This is a genomic window from Pseudomonas entomophila, from assembly GCF_013523165.1.
Classification (GTDB): Bacteria; Pseudomonadota; Gammaproteobacteria; order Pseudomonadales; family Pseudomonadaceae; genus Aquipseudomonas; species Aquipseudomonas entomophila_A.
The window spans coordinates 81,640-99,503 of sequence record NZ_JAAMQI010000003.1 but is presented as its reverse complement, the minus strand read 5'-3'; the positions used below and the strand labels follow the sequence as shown (position 1 = coordinate 99,503).

Sequence of the window (17,864 nt, the reverse complement as noted above, 5' to 3'; positions counted from 1 at the left end):
GTGGTGTTCCTGAACTCACCGCATCCATGAGCGCGCTCCAGTGTGATCGATAGGCGCAGCCTGCCCGCACTCAGGGGGTGAGCGAAGGCGGTGTGGGCTGCGAAAAAGGCGTTGTGTCGATGCGATGACGTGAGGGCCGAAGCCTGCCCGGCATCGCGGGCTGATCGGTCAGGCGACCGGGTCAGTGTCGTTCCAGCAGGTTGCCATGACCGCCGATGCGGTCGGCGATGCCACTGGCGCGCAAGGCATGCCAGTACAGCACCACGTTGTTGGACAGCACCGGCTTGCCCAGCCACGCCTCGGCGATCATCGCCGCGCGGGCCATGGCCACGTTGGTGCCGACCTGGACGATGGCTTCGACCTCGGGGCTGTCGACGGCGCGGATGGCGTCGAAGATCTGCCGTTCGGTGATGTGCGCGATGTTCGCCGGGCTGGACGCGCCGAGGCCGCGAACGGCGAGCACCTGGTAATCGTTGTCGGTGAAGAAGTGGCTGACCGTCTCGTCGCCCAGTGGCAGGTAGGGCGTCAGCACGGCGATCCGACGGATCCCGCCCAGGGCCTCCAGGGCGGCGCGGTAGGCGTCCGGGCTGGTGGTGACCGGCACGCCGCCGCTCATCTCGAGGAACGATTCGGTGACCATTTCGTGGCTGCCGGGGCCGTCCCAGTAGCTTTCCGGGGACACGCCGACGATGATCCGATCGGGCTTGCAGGTCAGCAGCCCATGGATGGCATCGGAGGTCGACAGCCGGATGTTGTTCAAGACGTTCATGAAGCCAGGGCGCTGGTCCATCGATTCATCCTGGATCAGCATGCGGCTGGCGTGGTTGGTCACGCCATAGGGCCGCAGGGCATCGGTCTCGGGCTGCATCGAGGTGTTGGTCGAGGGCAGGATGATGCCCATCTTCAGGCGATTGCCAAGTGAATCGGTCATGACGGCTCTCAAGGTCGACGGCAGTAGCATCGACCCCCGAACGGGAACACACGCTCTACGCAGCGCGGGGACTACTTGGCCAGGAACGAGGCAGCCATGTCCTTCTCGGCATGCCCGGCTTCCAGGGCGCGCTTGAAGCGCTGCAGGCCCGCTTCGACGCTGTCGACCTTGACGCCGGCCTCACGGGCCGCCTCGATCACCAGCTCGGCATCCTTGGCGGCGTTGGCCACCGAGAACGTGGTGCTGTAGTCGTCGGCCATGATCGCGGCGGACTTGAGCTGGAAGTACAGGTTGTCCAGCGGGCCGCCCTTGACCACGTCGACCACCAGCGCAGGGTCCACGCCCAGCGCCTCGGCGATCGACAGGCTCTCGGCCACGCCATGGGTCAGGGCCAGGACCCAGCTGTTGAGCGCGAGCTTGAGCTTGCTGCTGACGCCGGGCTGGTCCGAGACCCAGACGGTGCGCTGGCCGATGGCGTCGAACACCGGCTGGACCGCGTCGCGCTGGGCGTCGGCGCCGGAGGCGATGATCACCAGCTTGCCCTGCTCGGCCGGGCCCTTGGTGCCCTGCACCGGCGCGTCGTAGAAGGCCAGGCCGTGTTCCTGGGCGAAGGCCTGCAGTTTTTCGGTGGCCGGCACGCCGACGGTGCTCGCCTGGATCCACACGGTGCCCTTGGCCAGGCCCGGCACTGCGGCGCGCATCGCATCGAGCACGGCCGGCCCATCCTTGAGCATGGTCAGCACGATACCGGCGCCACGCACGGCGTCGGCAGCCAGTTCATGGACCTGCACGCCGTTGTCGGTCAGGGCCGAAGCCTTTTCGAAGGTGCGGTTCCAGGCACGGGTCTGGAAGCCGTTCTTCTGCAGGTTGCGGGCGATCGCCGCGCCCATGATGCCGGTGCCGAGAACGGCGATGGTGCGGGTGTCTGCGTGTTCGACCTGGGTCATGTGAACATCCTTTTAGTGAATCGTTGAAGACGGAGTGTCAGGGGCGCGGCGATGCCGCGCGGTTGAAACCTGGGTGGTCGGGCTCGACGCGAGCGCCGAGCGGTGTTGACCGGTGATGAAAGACAGGAACGGCGTGTCGGCCCGCCTGGGCAGGCTCACAGCGCGCCAACGGCCACCTCGACGATGTCGGCCAGTCGCTCGGAACGGTCTTCGCGCGCACCGCCCTTGCCGATCACCCGGATGCCCTGGATGGTGCTGACCACGAACCGCGCCAGGGCCTCGGGGCGGCGGCTGGCCTCGATCTCGCCAGCGGCCTGCCCGCGCAGGAACAGCGCGGTCAACGCCCGCTCCATGCGGCTGAAGTTCTTGGCCACCAGCTCGGCGATGCCACTGTCATGGCGGGCTACCTCCAGCGAGGCGTTGGCGACCATGCAGCCCAGGTTCTCGGTGTCGTGCAGCTCTTCGGCGACGATCTTGTGCAGCAGGCGGCGGATCAGCTCCTTGACCGGGCCTTCCTCGGCCAGCAGGGCGACGTTGAAGGCGGTCATGTCGTAGTAACGGCTCAGGGCGAACTCGTACAAGCCCTGCTTGCTGCCGAAGGCGTTGTACAGGCTGCCGCGTCCCAGGCCCGTGCCTTCGACCAGGTCCTGGATGCTGGTCCCGGCATAGCCGCGCTGCCAGAACACACGCATGGCGGCCTCGGCGATGGCATCGGGATCGAATTCTCTGGATCTCATCTGTGCACCGGTTATGGAACGAACGGTACAGAAACTATCACCCGACTCACGACACCGTCAATGGTTCAAATTTTATTTTTTAGCAGTCTAAATCTGGTGCTTGCACGCTTCGTCAAGATGATGCAGCTTGAAAAAAGACCGCCTCGCCAGGATCTTTATGCCAATTTCTGGAACGATTGTTACAGAATTAGCGCAGGCGCTCATTTCACCTCTCTGGACAAGGAAGCAGCGTTTCATGTCGAACCCCCTCTTGCGCACCGGCAACCCCCAGGCGCCCTATGCCGAATCCATCGCCCTGCCTGCTGACGCCAAGCTGGTCTATGTCAGCGGCATCCTGGCCGACATCGCGGATGGCGACGCTGTCGCAGGAACGTCCGCCGCCTACGGCGATACGCACACCCAGGCCTTGTCGGTGCTGAGCAAGATCCAGGCGATCCTGGCTCAGCATGACCTGCAGATGCGTCATATCGTGCAATTGCGGGCGTTTCTGGTCGGCACCCCCGAACACGGCGGGCGTCTGGATTTCGCCGGTTTTCAGCGCGCCTATGCGGCGTTCTTCGACGATCCTGACCTGGGCGCCAAACCGACCCGCACGGCGATCCAGGTGGTGGCCTTGCCCCTGCCTGGCACGCTCGTGGAAGTCGACGTGGTCGCGGCGCACCCTTGAAATGCATCAAGGCGGGGCCTGCTGAACGGCCAGGCCCCGCGTTCGTCGAGTCACGGAGGACACCATGACCCCACCTTCATTCGCCGACATCGGCAAGGTCATCGCCAGCCTGGGCAGCCGACACTTCACACGGACGTTCCATGCACTGGTCGAAGCGCATCTCACGGCACCCGTAGACCAGCTCAACTGGCACTCGACCGAGACGCTGCCTGCCTCGGACGCGCTGGCCGAACGGTTGGGTTCCCGGCCTGGCGAAGCAGGTTCCGGGCGCACGCTGAACTTGCGTGCGCAGGCCGACACGGGGCGGCGCCTGACGGTTCGCCGCTTTGCGCCTGGTCAGGCCTTTTCCGAGCATGAGCGTGACCACCTGCACACCATCGCGCCACTGCTGTTCTCCTTGCTCGGCCAACACCAGCGCCTGGCCCTGCCACTGGCCGAGACCGCCCGACCTGCACAGAGCCTGGAAAGCCGCTTTCACCAACGCCTGCAACAGAGCGGGCTGACCTTGTCCGAGCGCGAGACCCAGGTGTGCCTGGGATTGTTGGCCGGGCGCACCGCCGCGCAGCAGGCCGAAGCGTTGAACCTGACGGTCAACACGGTGGACAGCTACCAGCGCCGGGCAGCGGTCAAGCTGAACATTCGAGGCCGGCACTCGCTGATGCGCTGGCTGTATGCGGACACCGCGCTCGAGCCTGGCGAAGAGGCACCGTCGCCTCGGATGCTCGCGGCAGGTCAACCCGTGCCCGTGGCATGCTGGCTGGACCTGCCAGCGCGAGCGGGTCGTCATCTGGGGCTACCGGTCCCGACGTCCAGCTGGAAGGCAGCGGGTCGCTTTTCCTGAACCGCTTCGCCTGAAGACGCATCGCCGGCCCTCCCTGGCCGGGGTGCCTGGGCGGCCGTCATCGCGGGCAAGCCCGCTCCCACACGGTGATGCCAGGACAGGATTACCTGACAGAGGGTGTGGCTGATGTCATGGCCTGCAGGCCCAGAACACCACGCTCGCCACCAGGGCAGGATTGCCTGGCAGAGATGTGGCTGATGCCGTGGCCCTGCAGGCCCACCCCACCATGACCGATCTCTTCCCTGTGGGAGCCGGCTTGCCGGCGATCGCGCAGGTGAATCCACCACCGCTTTCACCGACCAGCCGCGCCCTTCGATGCCCACGGCTACGGCCCTTGGGCCGCGCGCCCAGGCGCACCTGCCCTGCCCGCTTGCGCGGCCACACCATCGACCGCGCGCCTTCCCGTCGTCCCACTCAAGACGTCACCCGCGCCGTCGCGTGGGCCAGGGCCTCGAACCACCAGGCCGTCAGGCTATACACCTGGGGCACCTTGAGCACGCTGAAGTGATCGCCCGGCCCTTTCCAGCAGCGCAGCTGCGGCAGCGTCCGGCGCCACCCGTCGGCCATCGCCTGCTGTTCACGGCGGTTGCCGTCGGCCTCCTGGGCCGGGTCGTCCACCTGCACCAGCCCGACCGGGCCGTCGTAGCCGACCGCAGGACGGTACGGCAGGCGCAGCGCTGCTCCGAACGTGCGCACGATGCCGGCCAGGGCGGTCTCGGCCAACCGCGCGGGCAGTAGCCCCGCCTGCACCATGGCTTCGCGCAACCGCTGCAGCTGCACGGCCTCGTCCGCCGCCAGGAAAGCCGGCCCGCTCAGGCCCAGGTCCTTGCCGCTGGCCGCTTGCAATGCCTCGACCAGGGTCTCCAGCACTCGGCTGAAGGTGTAGCCGGCTGGCGCCTCCAGCGGCCCGGTCGGAGCTTGACTGTCGATCAAGGTCAACGACAGCACGTCACGCCCGCGGGCCTGCAGCGCCACGGCCAAGGCATGGGCACCCCAGCCCCCGAACGAATGCCCGAGCACGTGCAAGGGCCCTTCCGGGTACAGCGCGTCGATCGCCTGCGCCTGGCATTCGGCCGCCACTTCGAGGCTGGCATGAGGCGCCCGGCGCCCGTCCAGGCCGCGCGGTTGCAGGCCATGCACCGGCCACTGCGCCCCCAGCGCCTCGGCCAGGCCGATGAAGCCGGTCACACTGTCACCCGCCCCCGGCACACAGAACAGCGGCGCCTGCCCAGGCTGGCCGGCCTGGATCGTCAGCAGCGGTTGGAAGCGCTCCACGGTCGGCACGGCCTCGCCGGCTGTCGCCAGCGCCTCGCCCAGCACCTGCCCGACCACGTGCACGTGCGGTGCACGCATCAGCCCCAGGTGATCGCCTGGCACGTCGAGGCACTGCAACGGCAATGTCGGCAAGGCTTCAGCCCAGCCGAGCGTCGCGGTGGTGCCGGCTGGCACCTGGCCGCGTTCACTGGCCCGCAACAGCCAGACCGGCAGGTTGGACGGCTCCAGGTGATAGTGGGCCAAGGCATGCCCGTGGGCGACCTCGCGCGCCAGGTACTGCCGCACCTGCTCGTCCTCGGCCTCTTCCAGCGCCGGGTACAGCAAGCCCTGGGCGCGGATCGCCGTCAGCAGCGCCTCGAACCCGAGGTCGGTGTGACGATCGAGTGCCGCCAGGTGTTCCAGCGCCGCCGCTCCGGCATCGCCTTGCGCCTGCCAGTGGGCCGTGCAATGCGCCAGCAACTGGCGGTGCAAGGCCCGTTCGCCGTCCCAGCGCGCCTTGCCCTGATCGGTCAGGCGTGGCACGTAGCTGTCGAGCAGCCCGACGAAGGCCACGCTGCGATCCAGCCCGTCGAGCTGTTGCGCGACTTCATAAGCCAGCACCCCGCCGAACGACCAGCCGACCAGGCGGTATGGCCCGTGCGGCTGGGCGTCGAGGATCTGCGTCACCAGCCGCGCGGCCAATGCCTCGATCGTGTCGAGCTGCGGCGCGTCCAGGGCGATGCCGGCCAGCCCATGGACCGGGTAATCGCCCGGCAGGTGCTGCGCCAGCACCGGGAACCAGCTGTCCAGCCCGGTAAAGTCATGGATCAGGAACACACCCGGGCGCGTATCGCCAGGCGCGCCGCGCAGGCGTTGTGCGCCGCAGGCCACTGCACCGGCACGGCTGTCCAGCAGCGCGGCCAGGCGGGCGACGCTGGGGTGCTGGAACAGCTCGGCCAGGGTCACCTGCACGCCGGCCTTGTGCAGCAGGCCGACCAGGCGAATCGCCGACAGCGAATGCCCACCGTGCTCGAAGAAGTCGTCGTGCCGCCCGACCTGCTCGAGGTCCAGCACCTGCGCCCAGGCCAGGGCTAACTGTCGCTCGCGCGTGGTGGTCGGGGCCTGCTGCACGTCGGCTTCGACAATGGACGTGTCCGGTGCCGGCAAGGCCCGTCGATCGACCTTGCCGTTGCGGGTCAAGGGCAAGGCCTCCAGCACCCTCAAGGTCGCCGGGCGCATGTGCGCCGGCAACCGCTCGGCCAGCCAGGCCCGCCAGTCACCCAGCGGCACCTGCGGGTCGCGCAGGGTGACGTAGGCCACCAGGCGCGCCTCGCCCCGCTCTGCCGCACGTGCCAGCACTACCGCCTCGCCGACGCCAGGGCAGCGGGCGAGCTGCTGCTCGATTTCGCCCAGTTCGACACGCATGCCGCGGATTTTTACCTGGTCGTCGTTGCGCCCCAGGTAATCCAGCGTGCCGTCTTCGCGCCAGCGCACCAGATCGCCGGTGCGGTACATGCGCGCTGCGGGCGTGACCGTGAACGGGTCGTCGAGGAAGCGCTCGGCGGTGAGTGCCGCGCGGTTCAGGTAACCCCGCGCCACACCCGCGCCACCGATGTACAGCTCGCCCGGCACACCCAGCGGGACGGGCCGCTGCTGGGCGTCGAGCACGTAGAGCCGGGCGTTGTCGACCGGCCCGCCGATGTGCAGCGGCCCACCCACGCGCAAGGTGCCGGAACTGGCGACCACGGTGGTCTCGGTCGGCCCGTAATTGTTGACCACGGCAAAGCCTGGGTCGTGATCGAACTGCCGCAGGCGGTCACCGCCGATCAGCAAGGTGCGCAGGCTCGGGTGACGCAGGTGCCGGCTGAAGGCGAACTCGGCCACCGGCGTCGGCAGGAAGGCCACCTCCAGCGGCTGGGCCTGCCACCACGCCAGCAGGGCATCGAGCTGCTGGTGATCCAGCTCGCTCGGCGGCAGGTGCAGCACTGCACCGGCGCACAGGGCGGGCCAGACCTCCCAGGCCATGGCATCGAAGCCGAAGCCCGCGACGCTGGCGGTGTGGCTGCCGGCGCTCAGGGCGAAGGCCCGGCAATGCCAGTCGATGAGGTTGTTCAGGGTGCCGTGCTCGACCATCACGCCTTTCGGCTCGCCAGTCGACCCGGAGGTGTAGATGACGTAGGCCAGGTGCGCGGTCGACAGCCCGGCCGGACGCACCGGCTCGACGTCGGTCGGCCAGTCCGGTTGGTCGATGCTCAGGCTCGGCAGGCCCAGGTGCGCCAGGCGCGGCGCGAGCGCCTGCTGGGTCAGCACCAGGGTCGGCGCGCTGTCGCTCAGCAGGTAGTCGACCCGCTGCGGGGGGTGGCCCGGATCGACCGGCACGTAACCGGCACCGGCCTTGAGCACGGCCAGCAAGGCCACCACGGTCTGCACGCCGCGCTCGGCGAACACCGCCACCCGGTCGTCGAGGCCCACGCCACGCACGACCAGCTGCCGGGCCAGCGCCTCGGCCTGGGCGTTCAGCTCGGCATAGGTCAGGCACTGCACCCCACACTGCACGGCGATCGCGTCAGGCCGCTGTCGTGCCTGCGCCTCGATGCGCTGGTGCACGGTCAGCGTCGTCGGCGCGCCGGTGCCCTGCGCGTTGAAGACCTCCAGCACCTGTTGGCGCTCGTGCGCGGGCAGGCAGCTGATCTGCGTGAGCGGCGTGTCCGGCTGCGTTTCGAGGGCCTCGACCAGGCGCCGTGCGGCGCAGTCCAGGTAGGCGCAGAGCCGCTGGGCAGGCTGCCCGTTGGTGGTCAGTGCTGTCAGCTCGAAGGCCTCGCCCAGGTCATCGACGCTCACGGTCAGCGGGTAACTGCTGCGCTCACGGGCCTGCAACAGGTCGATCCCGTCCCAGACCGTGACCTGCTCGTCGGTCAGCGGGCGCTGTGCGCTGTGCCGGTAGTTGAACAAGGCGGTGAACAGCGGCGCACCACTTGGCAGGCCGCTGCAGCGCTGGGCCAGGGCCAGGGGCGCATGCTCGTGCACCAGCAAGGCGCTCAGGCGTGCATGGGCCTGGGTCAGGCCCTGGCGCACGCTCTGCTCGCCCAGGTCCAGGCGCAGCGGCAGGGTGTTGATGAACACCCCCAGCGCGCGCTCGACCCCGTCCCCGCCCTGCAGGCGGCCCAGCAGCACGCTGCCGAACACCACCTGCTCGCGGCCGGACAACTGCCCCAGCACCTGGGCCCAGGCCAGGTGCATCAGGCTGGCGGCGCTGACCCCGGCAGCACGGGCCTGTTCGCGCAGGCGTCGGCTCAGGTCGGCGTCCAGGCGCTGGCACGCTTCGTCCGGCAAGCCGCCGCTGTCGGCCACGTCCTGGCCGTAGGGCAAGGTCGCTTCCTCCAGATCACCGAGCTGGGCGCCGAAGAAGGCTTCGTGCTCGGCCTGGCTCGGGCCTTGCTGGGCCTGGGCGATGTGCAGGCGATAGGGCACCGGGGCCGGCAAGCGGGCGTGTTCGCCTGCCAGCACGGCCTGCAATTCCTGCCCCAACAGGTCGAGGGCCATGTGGTCCATGATCAGGTGATGGAACTGCAAGACCCCGATGCGCTGACCGCTGTCCGGGTCCTGGGTGTGCAGCAGGCGCATGAGCGGCGCCTGGCGCAGGTCCAGCGCGCCCGGTTGTGCCAAGGTCTGTGGCGAGACCGCCTGCACCGGCAGCCAGGCCTCGCGCCAGACCACCTGCATGGGCGCTTCCAGCCCCTCCCAGCACAGTGCCGTGCGCAGCACGTCGTGCCGTGCGATCACGTGCTGCAAGGCTTCGGCGAAGGCTTCGAGGCGGCCCTGGTCGGCAAAGCCGAAGCGCGCCTGCAACAGGTACGGGTCGTCCTCCCCCGCGGTCAGGTGATGGAAGAAGATGCCGCTCTGCAGCGGCCCCAATGGGTAGATGTCCTGCACGTTGCCCACGCCGCCCGGCACACAGGCGACGATCTGGTCGATCGCCGGCTGATCGAGGCTGGCCAGGGGCAACAGTGCCGGGGTGATGTGCGTGCAGCCCGGCTCGATCCGGTTGGCCGGCACGGCCGTGTGCGTGGACGTGTCCAGGGTACGGGCCAGTGCGGCCAAGGTCGGCTGGGCGAACAGCTGGCCCACGTCCAGGGCCAGGCCCAGGCGCCGCAGGCGTGCGACCAGCGTCACCGCCAGCAGCGAATGGCCGCCCCGCTCGAAGAAGTGGTCGTGTCGCCCGACCTGGTCGAGGTCGAGCAGCTCGCACCACAGCGCCGCCAGGCAGGTTTCCAGCTCGCCCTGGGGGGCCTGGTACTCGGCACCGGCGCTGGCCTGGGCATCGGGCGCCGGCAAGGCACGCCGGTCCACCTTGCCATTGGCGGTCAGCGGCCAGGCCTCCAGCGCCACCAAGGCCGCCGGCACCAGGTAGGCCGGCAGGCGCGCCTGCAGGGCGGCGCGCAGGTCACCGACCGACAATGGCGCGGCACCTGGGGCGGGGATGACATACCCCACCAGGCGGGCGTCGCCGCCGCTGCCGTGCTCGGCGAGCACCAGGGCTTCACGCACCTCGGGCAGCGCTGCCAACTGGCTCTCCACCTCGCCCAGTTCGATGCGCACACCGCGCACCTTGACCTGGTCGTCGTTGCGTCCCAGGTACTCCAGCGTGCCGTCGGCGTTCCAGCGCGCCAGGTCACCGGTGCGGTACATGCGTGCCTGGGGGTCGGCGGCGAACGGGTCGCGCAGGAAGCGTTGCGCGGTCAGCTCGGGCTGGTTCAGGTAGCCACGCGCCACCCCGGCGCCGGCCACGTACAGCTCGCCCGCCGCGCCGGTCGGCACCAGGTGCTGGTGCGCATCGAGCAGGTAGACGCGGGTGTTGGCGATCGGTCGACCGATGTCCAGCGCCCCGCCCGCCCACAGCCGTCCCGAGGTCGCCACGACGGTGGCTTCGGTGGGCCCGTAGTTGTTGATCACGGCAAAACCGGGGTCGTGCTCGAAACGCCGCAGGCGATCGCCCCCGATCAGCAGGGTGCGCAGGGTCGGGTGCGCCCGGCGCTGGGCGAGCAGGTGCTCGGCCACCGGCGTCGGCAGGAAGGCCACCTGCAGCGGTTGCGCCAGCCACCAGTCGAGCAGCCGCTCGACCTGCTCGTTGCCCAGGTCCGCGGGCGGCAGGTGCAGGGTCGCCCCGGCACACAGCGCCGGCCACAGCTCCCAGGCCATGGCGTCGAAACCGAAGCCGGCGACGCTGGCGGTGTGGCTGCCGGCGCCCAGTTCGAAGGCCTGGCAATGCCAGTGCACCAGGTTGACCAGCGTCTGGTGCTCGACCATCACGCCCTTGGGCTGCCCGGTCGAACCGGAGGTGTAGATCACGTAGGCCAGGTGCCGGTCACACAGCCCGGCCACCTCGGGCGCCTGTTCATGGGTCGGCCAGCAGGCGTCGTCCAGCGCCACCCTGGGCAGGCTGGACGGTGGCAGGCGCTCGAGCAGCGCCTGTTGCCCCAGCAGCAGCCGTGGCTGGCTGTCGGCCAGCAGGTAGGCAATGCGCTGCGCCGGATGCGCCGGGTCGATCGGCACGTAGGCCGCGCCGGCCTTGAGCACCGCCAGCAGGCCGATTACCGTGTCGGGGCTGCGCTGGGCGAACACCGCGATGCGGTCGTCCGGGCGCACCCCCTGCGTCAGCAGGTGATGCGCCAGGGCGTTGGCACGCCGCTCGAGTTCGGCATAGCTCAGTTGGCGCTCGCCCACCTGCACGGCGATCGCCTCGGGCTGCGCGGCCGCGCGGGCCTGGATCAGCGCCGGCAGGGTCGGCCCGCGCGGCACCGCCAGGGCGGTGCCGTTCAAGCGGGTCAGCAGGTACTCGCGCTCGGCGCCGTCGACCAGCGGCACCTCGGCCAGGGGCGCCTGATCGTCGGCCACCAGGGCCTGCAACAGCCGCTCGAAATAGCCGGCATAACGGCGCACGGTCGCCTCCTCGAACAACGCGGTGGCGTAGTCGAGGGTGCCCACCAGCGCGCCGCCCTGCTCGCCCAGGTTCAGCGACAGGTCGAACTTGGCCACCTGGGTCGTCTGCTCCAGCGGCTCGATGCGCAGCCCGTCCAGGGTCAGCGCGCCGGCATCGCCCGGCAACCAGTTGACGGTGGTCTGGAACAGCGGCGCGTGGGCCAGGCTGCGGCTGGGCCGGGTCAATTCCACCACCTGCTCGAACGGCAGGTCCTGGTGCGCCTGGGCCGCCAGCACCTGCTCGCGAACCCGTGCCAGCAAGGCGGCGCCATCGGTGACGTCGGTGGTGCCGATGCGCACGGCCAGGGTGTTGACGAACAACCCCACCACGCCCTCCAGCTCGGCGCGGGTGCGCCCGGCCACGGGGCTGCCGATGACCACGTCGGCCTGGCCGGACAGCCGGGCCAGCAGCGCGGCCCAGGCACTCATGAGGGTCATGTACAGCGTTGCGCCATGGCGCTGCGCCAAGCCGTGCAGACCCAGGGCCAGCCCAGGGTCGATGCGGATCGCCAGGCTTGCCCCGGCAAAATCCTGCTGCGCCGGGCGCGCGTGGTCGGTCGGCACGCTGGACAGGTCGGGGGCGCCGGCCAGGGCCTGGCGCCAGTAACCGGCCTGGCGCTCGAAGCGCTCGCCCACCAGCCAGCGCCGCTGCCAGGCGGCGTAGTCGGCGTACTGGATCGGCAGCGCCGGCAGGGCCGCGTCGATGCCCTGGCAGTCGGCCTGGTACAGCGCCAGCAGCTCGCGGGTCAGCACGCCCATCGACCAGCCATCGGCGACGATGTGGTGCACGGTCAGGCCCAGCACGTGGTAGTCCTCGGCCAGTTGCCAGAGGTGCCCGTGCAGCAGTGGCCCTTCGGCCAGGTCGAACGGTGCCAGGGCGATCTGCTCCAGCTGCACGGCCAGGGTCTCGGGGTGCGCGCGCAGGTCGTGACGCTGCAACGGCACCGGGCGCGACGGCTCGCCGAAGCGAATCGCGACGCGGTCCTCATCGCTGACGAAATGGCTGCGCAGGGTTTCGTGGCGTTCGACCAGGCGCGCCAGCGCACGGCCCAGGGCCGCGTCCTGCAAGGAACCGCGCAGGCCCAGGGCCAGGGCGATGTTGTAGGCCTGGTTGCCACCGCCCAGCTGGGCCAGGAACCACAGCCGCTGCTGGGCGAAGGACAACGGCATCGGCCCCTCGCGCACCAGGCGCGGGATGTGCTCGGGCAAGGCCTGTTCCAGCCCGCCCAGCACCTCGGCCACACGGGCCAGCTCACCCAGCGCGAACAGGTCGGCCAGGGGCAGCTCCAGGCCCAGGCGCTGGCGCACCTGCGAGACCATGCGCATGGCCGACAGCGAGTGCCCGCCCAGTTCGAAGAAGTGATCGTGTCGCCCGACCTGCTCGACCTGCAGCACCTCGCTCCAGATCTGCGCCAGGGCGATTTCCAGTTCGCCCTGCGGCGGCACGTAGACCTGCCCGGCCACGGTAGCGTGGGGCGGGACGGGCAAGGCCCGCTGATCGAGCTTGCCGTTGGCCGTCAGCGGCAGCGCCGTCAGCTCGACCAGCGCCGAGGGCAGCATGTAGTCGGGCAGGCTGCGCTGCAGCTGCGCACGCAGCTCGGCCGGTGTCAGGGCCGCGGCATCGGCCTGGCAGGTGTAGTAGCCCACCAGACGCAACGGCCCGGGTTCGTCGGCCCGCGCCAGCACCACGGCCTCGTCGACCCCCGGCAATTGCTGCAGGCAGCTGGCGATCTCGCCCAGCTCGATGCGAAAGCCTCGGATCTTGACCTGGTCGTCGTTGCGCCCCAGGCACTCCAGCTGGCCGTCGGCACGCCAGCGCCCCAGGTCGCCGGTGCGGTACCAGCGCGCCCCAGGGCAGTCGCCGAACGGGTCAGGCACGAAACGGGCCTCGGTCAAGGCCGGCTGGCCCAGGTAGCCGGCGGCCACCCCGTCGCCGCCGATGTACAGCTCGCCGACCACGCCCAGCGGCGCCAGGCGACCCTGGGTGTCGAGCACGTGAACATGGGTGTTGCCGATCGGCCGGCCGATGGGCAGCGAGGAGGCGTCGGGCGCCACCGTGGCGACCTCGCAGGTGGTGGCGAAGGTGGTGGTCTCGGTCGGCCCATAGCCGTTGACCAGGCGCAAGCCGGGTGCCTGCGCCAGCAGCAGGGCGAAGGTCGCCGGGTCGGCCCGCTCGCCGCCGGTCATCAGCAGGCGCAACGAACCCAGTGCCGGGCCGATCACCCGGGCATAGTGGTTGAACAGCGCAGTCGTCAGGAAGGCCACGCTGACCTGCGCCTCGACCAGCGCGTTGGCGTAGCGGTGCGGGTCGACCAGCGTCGGGTGGTCGATCACCACCAGGCGCGCGCCATTGAGCAGCGCGCCCCAGACTTCCAGGGTGCTGGCGTCGAAGGCCGGGTTGGCGGCCAGGGCCATCACGTCGCGGGCGTCGAGGTCGGTGTAGCCGTCGTTGAGCACCAGCCGGGCGATGCCACGGTGGGTCACCTGCACGCCCTTGGGCGCGCCGGTCGAGCCGGAGGTGTAGAGCACGGCGGCCACCGCGCTGGCGTCGTGTGCGCGCTGCAGCGGATGGTCCGGCAGGCTCGCCAGGTCCAGGCCATCGAGGTCCAGACTGGGGGCGCCGAGGCGGGCCAGCTCCGGGCCCTGGCCGATGACCAGCGCGGCCTGGCAGTCCTCGACCATGAAGCGGCGCCGCTCCAGCGGCGCGTGGACGTCGAGCGGCACGTAGACCGCCGCGCACTTGATCACCGCCAGTTGCGCCAGCAGCAGTTCCAGCGAGCGCGGCAGTTGCAGCACCACGTGCGCGCCTGGCTGCACGCCACGTGCCTCCAGGACATGGGCCAGACGGTTGGCCTGGGCCTCGAGCTGGGCGTAGCTGAGCGTGCGCGGGCCATCGACCACGGCACAGGCCGTCGGTGCCTGGGCCACGCGGGCCTCGAACAGCTGGGCCAGGGTGCGGTCGCGGGGGTAGTCGCGTTGCGAGGCGTTGAAGGCGCGCAACTGGTCGCGCTCGGCGGCCGAGAGGATCGACAGACGGTTCAGGGTCAGGCCGGCCTCGGCGGCCGGGCGCCCCTCGCCTTCGCGCAACGCCTCGACGATCGTCGCCAGGGCCTGGCGCAGGTAGGCGCAGACACGCTGCGGATCGATCTCGGCCACGCTCTGGGTGGTGATGGCCAGGGCCTCGCCCAGGTCGTCGACGCTGACGGTCAGCGGGTAGTGGCTGCGCTCTTCGGCGTGCAGCACCTCGATGCCGTCCCAGGCGCTGTCGGCCGGGGCGGCGGCCTGGCCATGGCGGTAGTTGAGCAGGCTGGCGAACAGCGGCGCCCCGGCCGGCAGGCCGCTGCAGCGCTGGGCCAGGGCCAGTTGCGCCTGTTCATGGGCCAGCAGCCCGGTCAGGCGCTGGTGGGTGCGCGCCACCGCCTCGCGGACCGACAGCCCGTGCAGGTCCAGGCGCAGCGGCAAGGTGTTGATGAACACCCCCAGGGCCCGTTCGGCGCCCTCGCCGCCTTGCAGCCGCCCCATCAGCACGGTGCCGAACACCACCGTGTCGCGCCCGGCCAGTTGCCCGAGCACCTGCCCCCAGGCCAGGTGCACCAGGCTGGCGACGCTGACGCCCAGGGTTCGCGCCTGGGCTCGTACGGCCTGGGCCAGCGCGGGTTCCAGGGCCAGCTGCGCCTCGCGCAGCGACGCATCGGTTGCACCCGGTGCCAGGCCATAGGGCAAGGTCGGCTCGTCGATGTCGCCCAGTTGCGCCGTGAAGAACGCTTCCAGCGCCGCCTCGTCCAGCCCCTGGCCGACCTGGGCGATGTAGGTGCGGTACGGCACCGGCGCGGCGAGTGCGGCCTGCTGCCCGAGCATCGAGGCGCGCAGCTCGGCGGTCAGGGCATCGAGCGCCACGTGGTCCATGATGACGTGGTGGAAGCGCAGCACCGCCAGGAACCCCTGGCCTTGGGAGTGCGCCGCATAGTCGAGCTGCAGCAGCGGCGCCTGAGTGAGGTCCAGCCGCGCCGGGCGCTCCAGTGCCTCGAGGCTGACCGCCTGCACGCTCAGCGGCGCCTCGCGCCAGACCACCTGCACAGGCGCGGGCAGGCCCTCCCAGTGCAACGCGGTGCGCAGGATGTCGTGCCGCTCGATCGCCGCGTTCAAGGCCTGGACGAAGGCGTCCAGGCGCGCGCGGTCCCTGACCGCGAAGCGTGGCGCCAGCAGGTACGGGTCGGCCTCCGGCGAAGCCAGGTGATGGTAGAGGATGCCGGTCTGCAAGGGCCCCAGTGGGTAGATGTCCTGCACGTTCGGCGCACCGCCCGGCACCGCCGCGACGATCCGCTCGATCGCCGCCGCGTCGAGTGTCACCAGGGGCAGCAGCTCGGGGGTGATCTGCGTGCACCCTGGCGGGATGCGGTTGGCCGGTACCTGGGGCTGGGTGTCGGCGCTCAGGGTGGCCGCCAGCGCGGCCAGGGTCGGCTCGGCGAACAGCACGCGGATGTCCACGTGCAGCCCCACGCGGCGCAGGCGCGCGACCAGGGTCACCGCCAGCAGCGAATGGCCGCCCAGCTCGAAGAAGTTGTCCTGCCGCCCGACCTGGGCGACGCCGAGCAGGTCGCACCACAGGTCGGCCAGGCGCGTCTCCAGCTCGCCTTCCGGCGCCTGGTAGGCGCGGCTGAGCACCGCGCGCGCGTCCGGGTCGGGCAGCGCCGCGCGGTCGAGCTTGCCGTTACCGGTCAACGGCAGGTCCGGCAAGGCCACATAGGCCGAGGGCACCATGTAGTCCGGCAGGCCGGCGGCCACGTGGCGACGCAGCGTCTCGATGCCGGGGTCGTCCTGCCCGGGGTGGGTGGCGTACCAGGCCACCAGGCGCTCGCCGCGCAGCAGCACCGCCACCTGGCGCAACGCCGGGTGCGTCGCCAGGCGCGCCTCGATGTCGCCCAGCTCGATGCGCAGGCCGTGCAGCTTGACCTGGAAGTCGTTGCGCCCGAGGAACTCCAGCGCACCGTCGACGCGCTGGCGCACCAGGTCGCCACTGCGGTACAGCCGGTCGCCGGCGACGAAGGGGCTGGCGATGAAGCGTTCGGCCTGCAGCGCCGGCAGGTTCAGGTAGCCGCGGGCCACGCCGACCCCGCCGATGTGCAGCTGGCCCGCCACCCCGGGGGGCACCAGGCGGTCTTGCTCGTCGAGCACGTACAGCCGGGTGTTGGCGATGGCATGGCCGATCGGCAGCGTCTGCGCGGGCACTGGCTGGTCGGGCGCCAGGGTCCAGGCGCTGCAGTCGACGGTGGCTTCGGTCGGGCCGTAGACGTTGTGCAGGCGTACCCATGGCAGGCAGGCACGCACCTGGCGGGCCAGCTCGGCAGTCAGCTCGCCCCCGCCACAGACCACGTCGGTCAGGCTGGCGCACTGCGCTGGGTCGGCACTGTCGAGGAACTGCCCCAGCAGGGCCGGGACGAACTGCACCACGTTGACCTGCTGCCGGGCGATCAGCTGCGCCAGGTAGTCCGGGTCGCGCTGGCCATCAGGCCGTGCCAGCACCAGGCGCAAGCCGCTGCACAGGGGCCAGAACAGCTCCCAGACCGAGGCATCGAAGCTGACCGGGGTCTTGTGCAGCACGGCCGCCCCGGTGTCGGCGGCCGTCGGGCACAGCTGGGCGCTCCACTGCACCAGGTTGCAGACGCTTTTGTGCTCGACCATCACGCCCTTGGGCGTACCGGTGGAGCCGGAGGTGTAGATGACGTAGGCCAGGTGATGCCCGCCGATGGCGGGTACCCGAGGGTTGTCGAGGCAGCCCTGGGACCACGTCGGACAGTGCAACGCGACCAAGGGCGGCACGCCCTCGCCGAAGCGCTCGCAGGTGCTGGCATCGACCAGCACCCGGCTGGCGCCGCTGTCGGCGAGCATGTAGGCCAGGCGCTCGTCCGGGTAGCCAGGGTCCAGCGGCACGTAGGCCGCACCGGCCTTGAGCACCGCCAGCAGCCCGATCACCAGGTCCGGGCCGCGGGCCAGGCACAGGCCGATCCGGTCGTCGCTGCCGATGCCCTCGGCGATCAGGTGGTGCGCCAGACGGTTGGCGGCCTCGTTGAGCGCCCGGTAGCTCAGCTCACCGTCGTCGTGGGCGACCGCAATGGCGCTCGGCTGACGGCGGGCCTGGGCTTCGAACAGCACGTGCAGGGGGCGGTCCAGTTCGAAGGCATGGGCAGTGGCCTCGGCCTGGGCCAGCAGGTCTGCACGCGCCGCCTGCGACAGCAGCTCGACGTCGGCCAGGCGCGTGCGCGGCGCGTCGACCATGGCCCAGAGCAGCGTGCGCAGGTACTGGCCATGACGCTCGATGGTGGCCGGCTCGAACAGCGCGGTGGCGTAGTCGAGGGCACCGACGAAGCCGTCGGCCTGCTCGCTGACGCTCAGGGTGAGGTCGAACTTGGCGAAGGTCGGCTGCTCGTCCAGCGGCGCGGCCTGCAAACCAGGCAGGTCGAGCCGCGCGCCCTGGCTGCCGTCCCAGGCCAACGAGACCTGGAACAGC

At 70.6% G+C, this 17,864-nt stretch carries 6 protein-coding genes (1 of these 6 running past the window's edge); 2 read left to right on the top strand and 4 right to left on the bottom strand.

Going from position 1 to position 17,864, the window contains the following annotated elements; translation table 11 throughout:
* Positions 1-181: 181 nt before the first annotated feature.
* The 3 genes from G7Z99_RS03365 to G7Z99_RS03355 all read right to left on the bottom strand — a co-directional run bounded on the left by G7Z99_RS03365 (position 182) and on the right by G7Z99_RS03355 (position 2,615).
* Positions 182-931, bottom strand: coding sequence for a maleate cis-trans isomerase family protein (locus tag G7Z99_RS03365; RefSeq protein ID WP_181092033.1), 750 nt, complete (start codon positions 929-931; stop codon positions 182-184).
* 71 nt (positions 932-1,002) lie between these two features.
* Positions 1,003-1,878, bottom strand: a complete 876-nt coding sequence (locus G7Z99_RS03360; protein ID WP_181092031.1) for an NAD(P)-dependent oxidoreductase — start codon at positions 1,876-1,878, stop codon at positions 1,003-1,005.
* A 155-nt stretch (positions 1,879-2,033) separates the two neighbouring features.
* Positions 2,034-2,615, bottom strand: a complete 582-nt coding sequence (locus G7Z99_RS03355) for a TetR/AcrR family transcriptional regulator (RefSeq protein WP_181092029.1) — start codon at positions 2,613-2,615, stop codon at positions 2,034-2,036.
* A gap of 235 nt (positions 2,616-2,850) precedes the next feature.
* Here G7Z99_RS03355 and G7Z99_RS03350 point away from each other — a divergent pair, with 235 nt between their 5' ends.
* On the top strand, positions 2,851-3,282 hold the full coding sequence (locus G7Z99_RS03350; protein ID WP_181092027.1) for a Rid family hydrolase: 432 nt from the start codon (positions 2,851-2,853) through the stop codon (positions 3,280-3,282).
* Between the two features lie 64 nt (positions 3,283-3,346).
* Positions 3,347-4,123: a helix-turn-helix transcriptional regulator gene (locus G7Z99_RS03345; RefSeq protein WP_181092026.1), complete on the top strand. Its 777-nt coding sequence runs from the start codon at positions 3,347-3,349 to the stop codon at positions 4,121-4,123.
* 414 nt (positions 4,124-4,537) lie between these two features.
* On the opposite strand, the gene G7Z99_RS03340 is transcribed toward G7Z99_RS03345, so the two are convergent.
* Positions 4,538-17,864: the 3' portion of a non-ribosomal peptide synthetase gene (locus G7Z99_RS03340; protein WP_181092024.1), read on the bottom strand. The gene runs 4,439 nt beyond the window's last position; the window shows 13,327 of its 17,766 coding nt (coding positions 4,440-17,766); its start codon lies beyond the right edge, outside the window; the stop codon is at positions 4,538-4,540.

Excerpts from the sequence above, each read along its gene's own strand:
- G7Z99_RS03365 (WP_181092033.1), bottom strand. The coding sequence starts at position 931 with ATGACCGATTCACTTGGCAATCGCCTGAAGATGGGCATCATCCTGCCC.
- G7Z99_RS03360 (WP_181092031.1), bottom strand. The coding sequence starts at position 1,878 with ATGACCCAGGTCGAACACGCAGACACCCGCACCATCGCCGTTCTCGGC.
- G7Z99_RS03355 (WP_181092029.1), bottom strand. The coding sequence starts at position 2,615 with ATGAGATCCAGAGAATTCGATCCCGATGCCATCGCCGAGGCCGCCATG.
- G7Z99_RS03350 (WP_181092027.1), top strand. The coding sequence starts at position 2,851 with ATGTCGAACCCCCTCTTGCGCACCGGCAACCCCCAGGCGCCCTATGCC.
- G7Z99_RS03345 (WP_181092026.1), top strand. The coding sequence starts at position 3,347 with ATGACCCCACCTTCATTCGCCGACATCGGCAAGGTCATCGCCAGCCTG.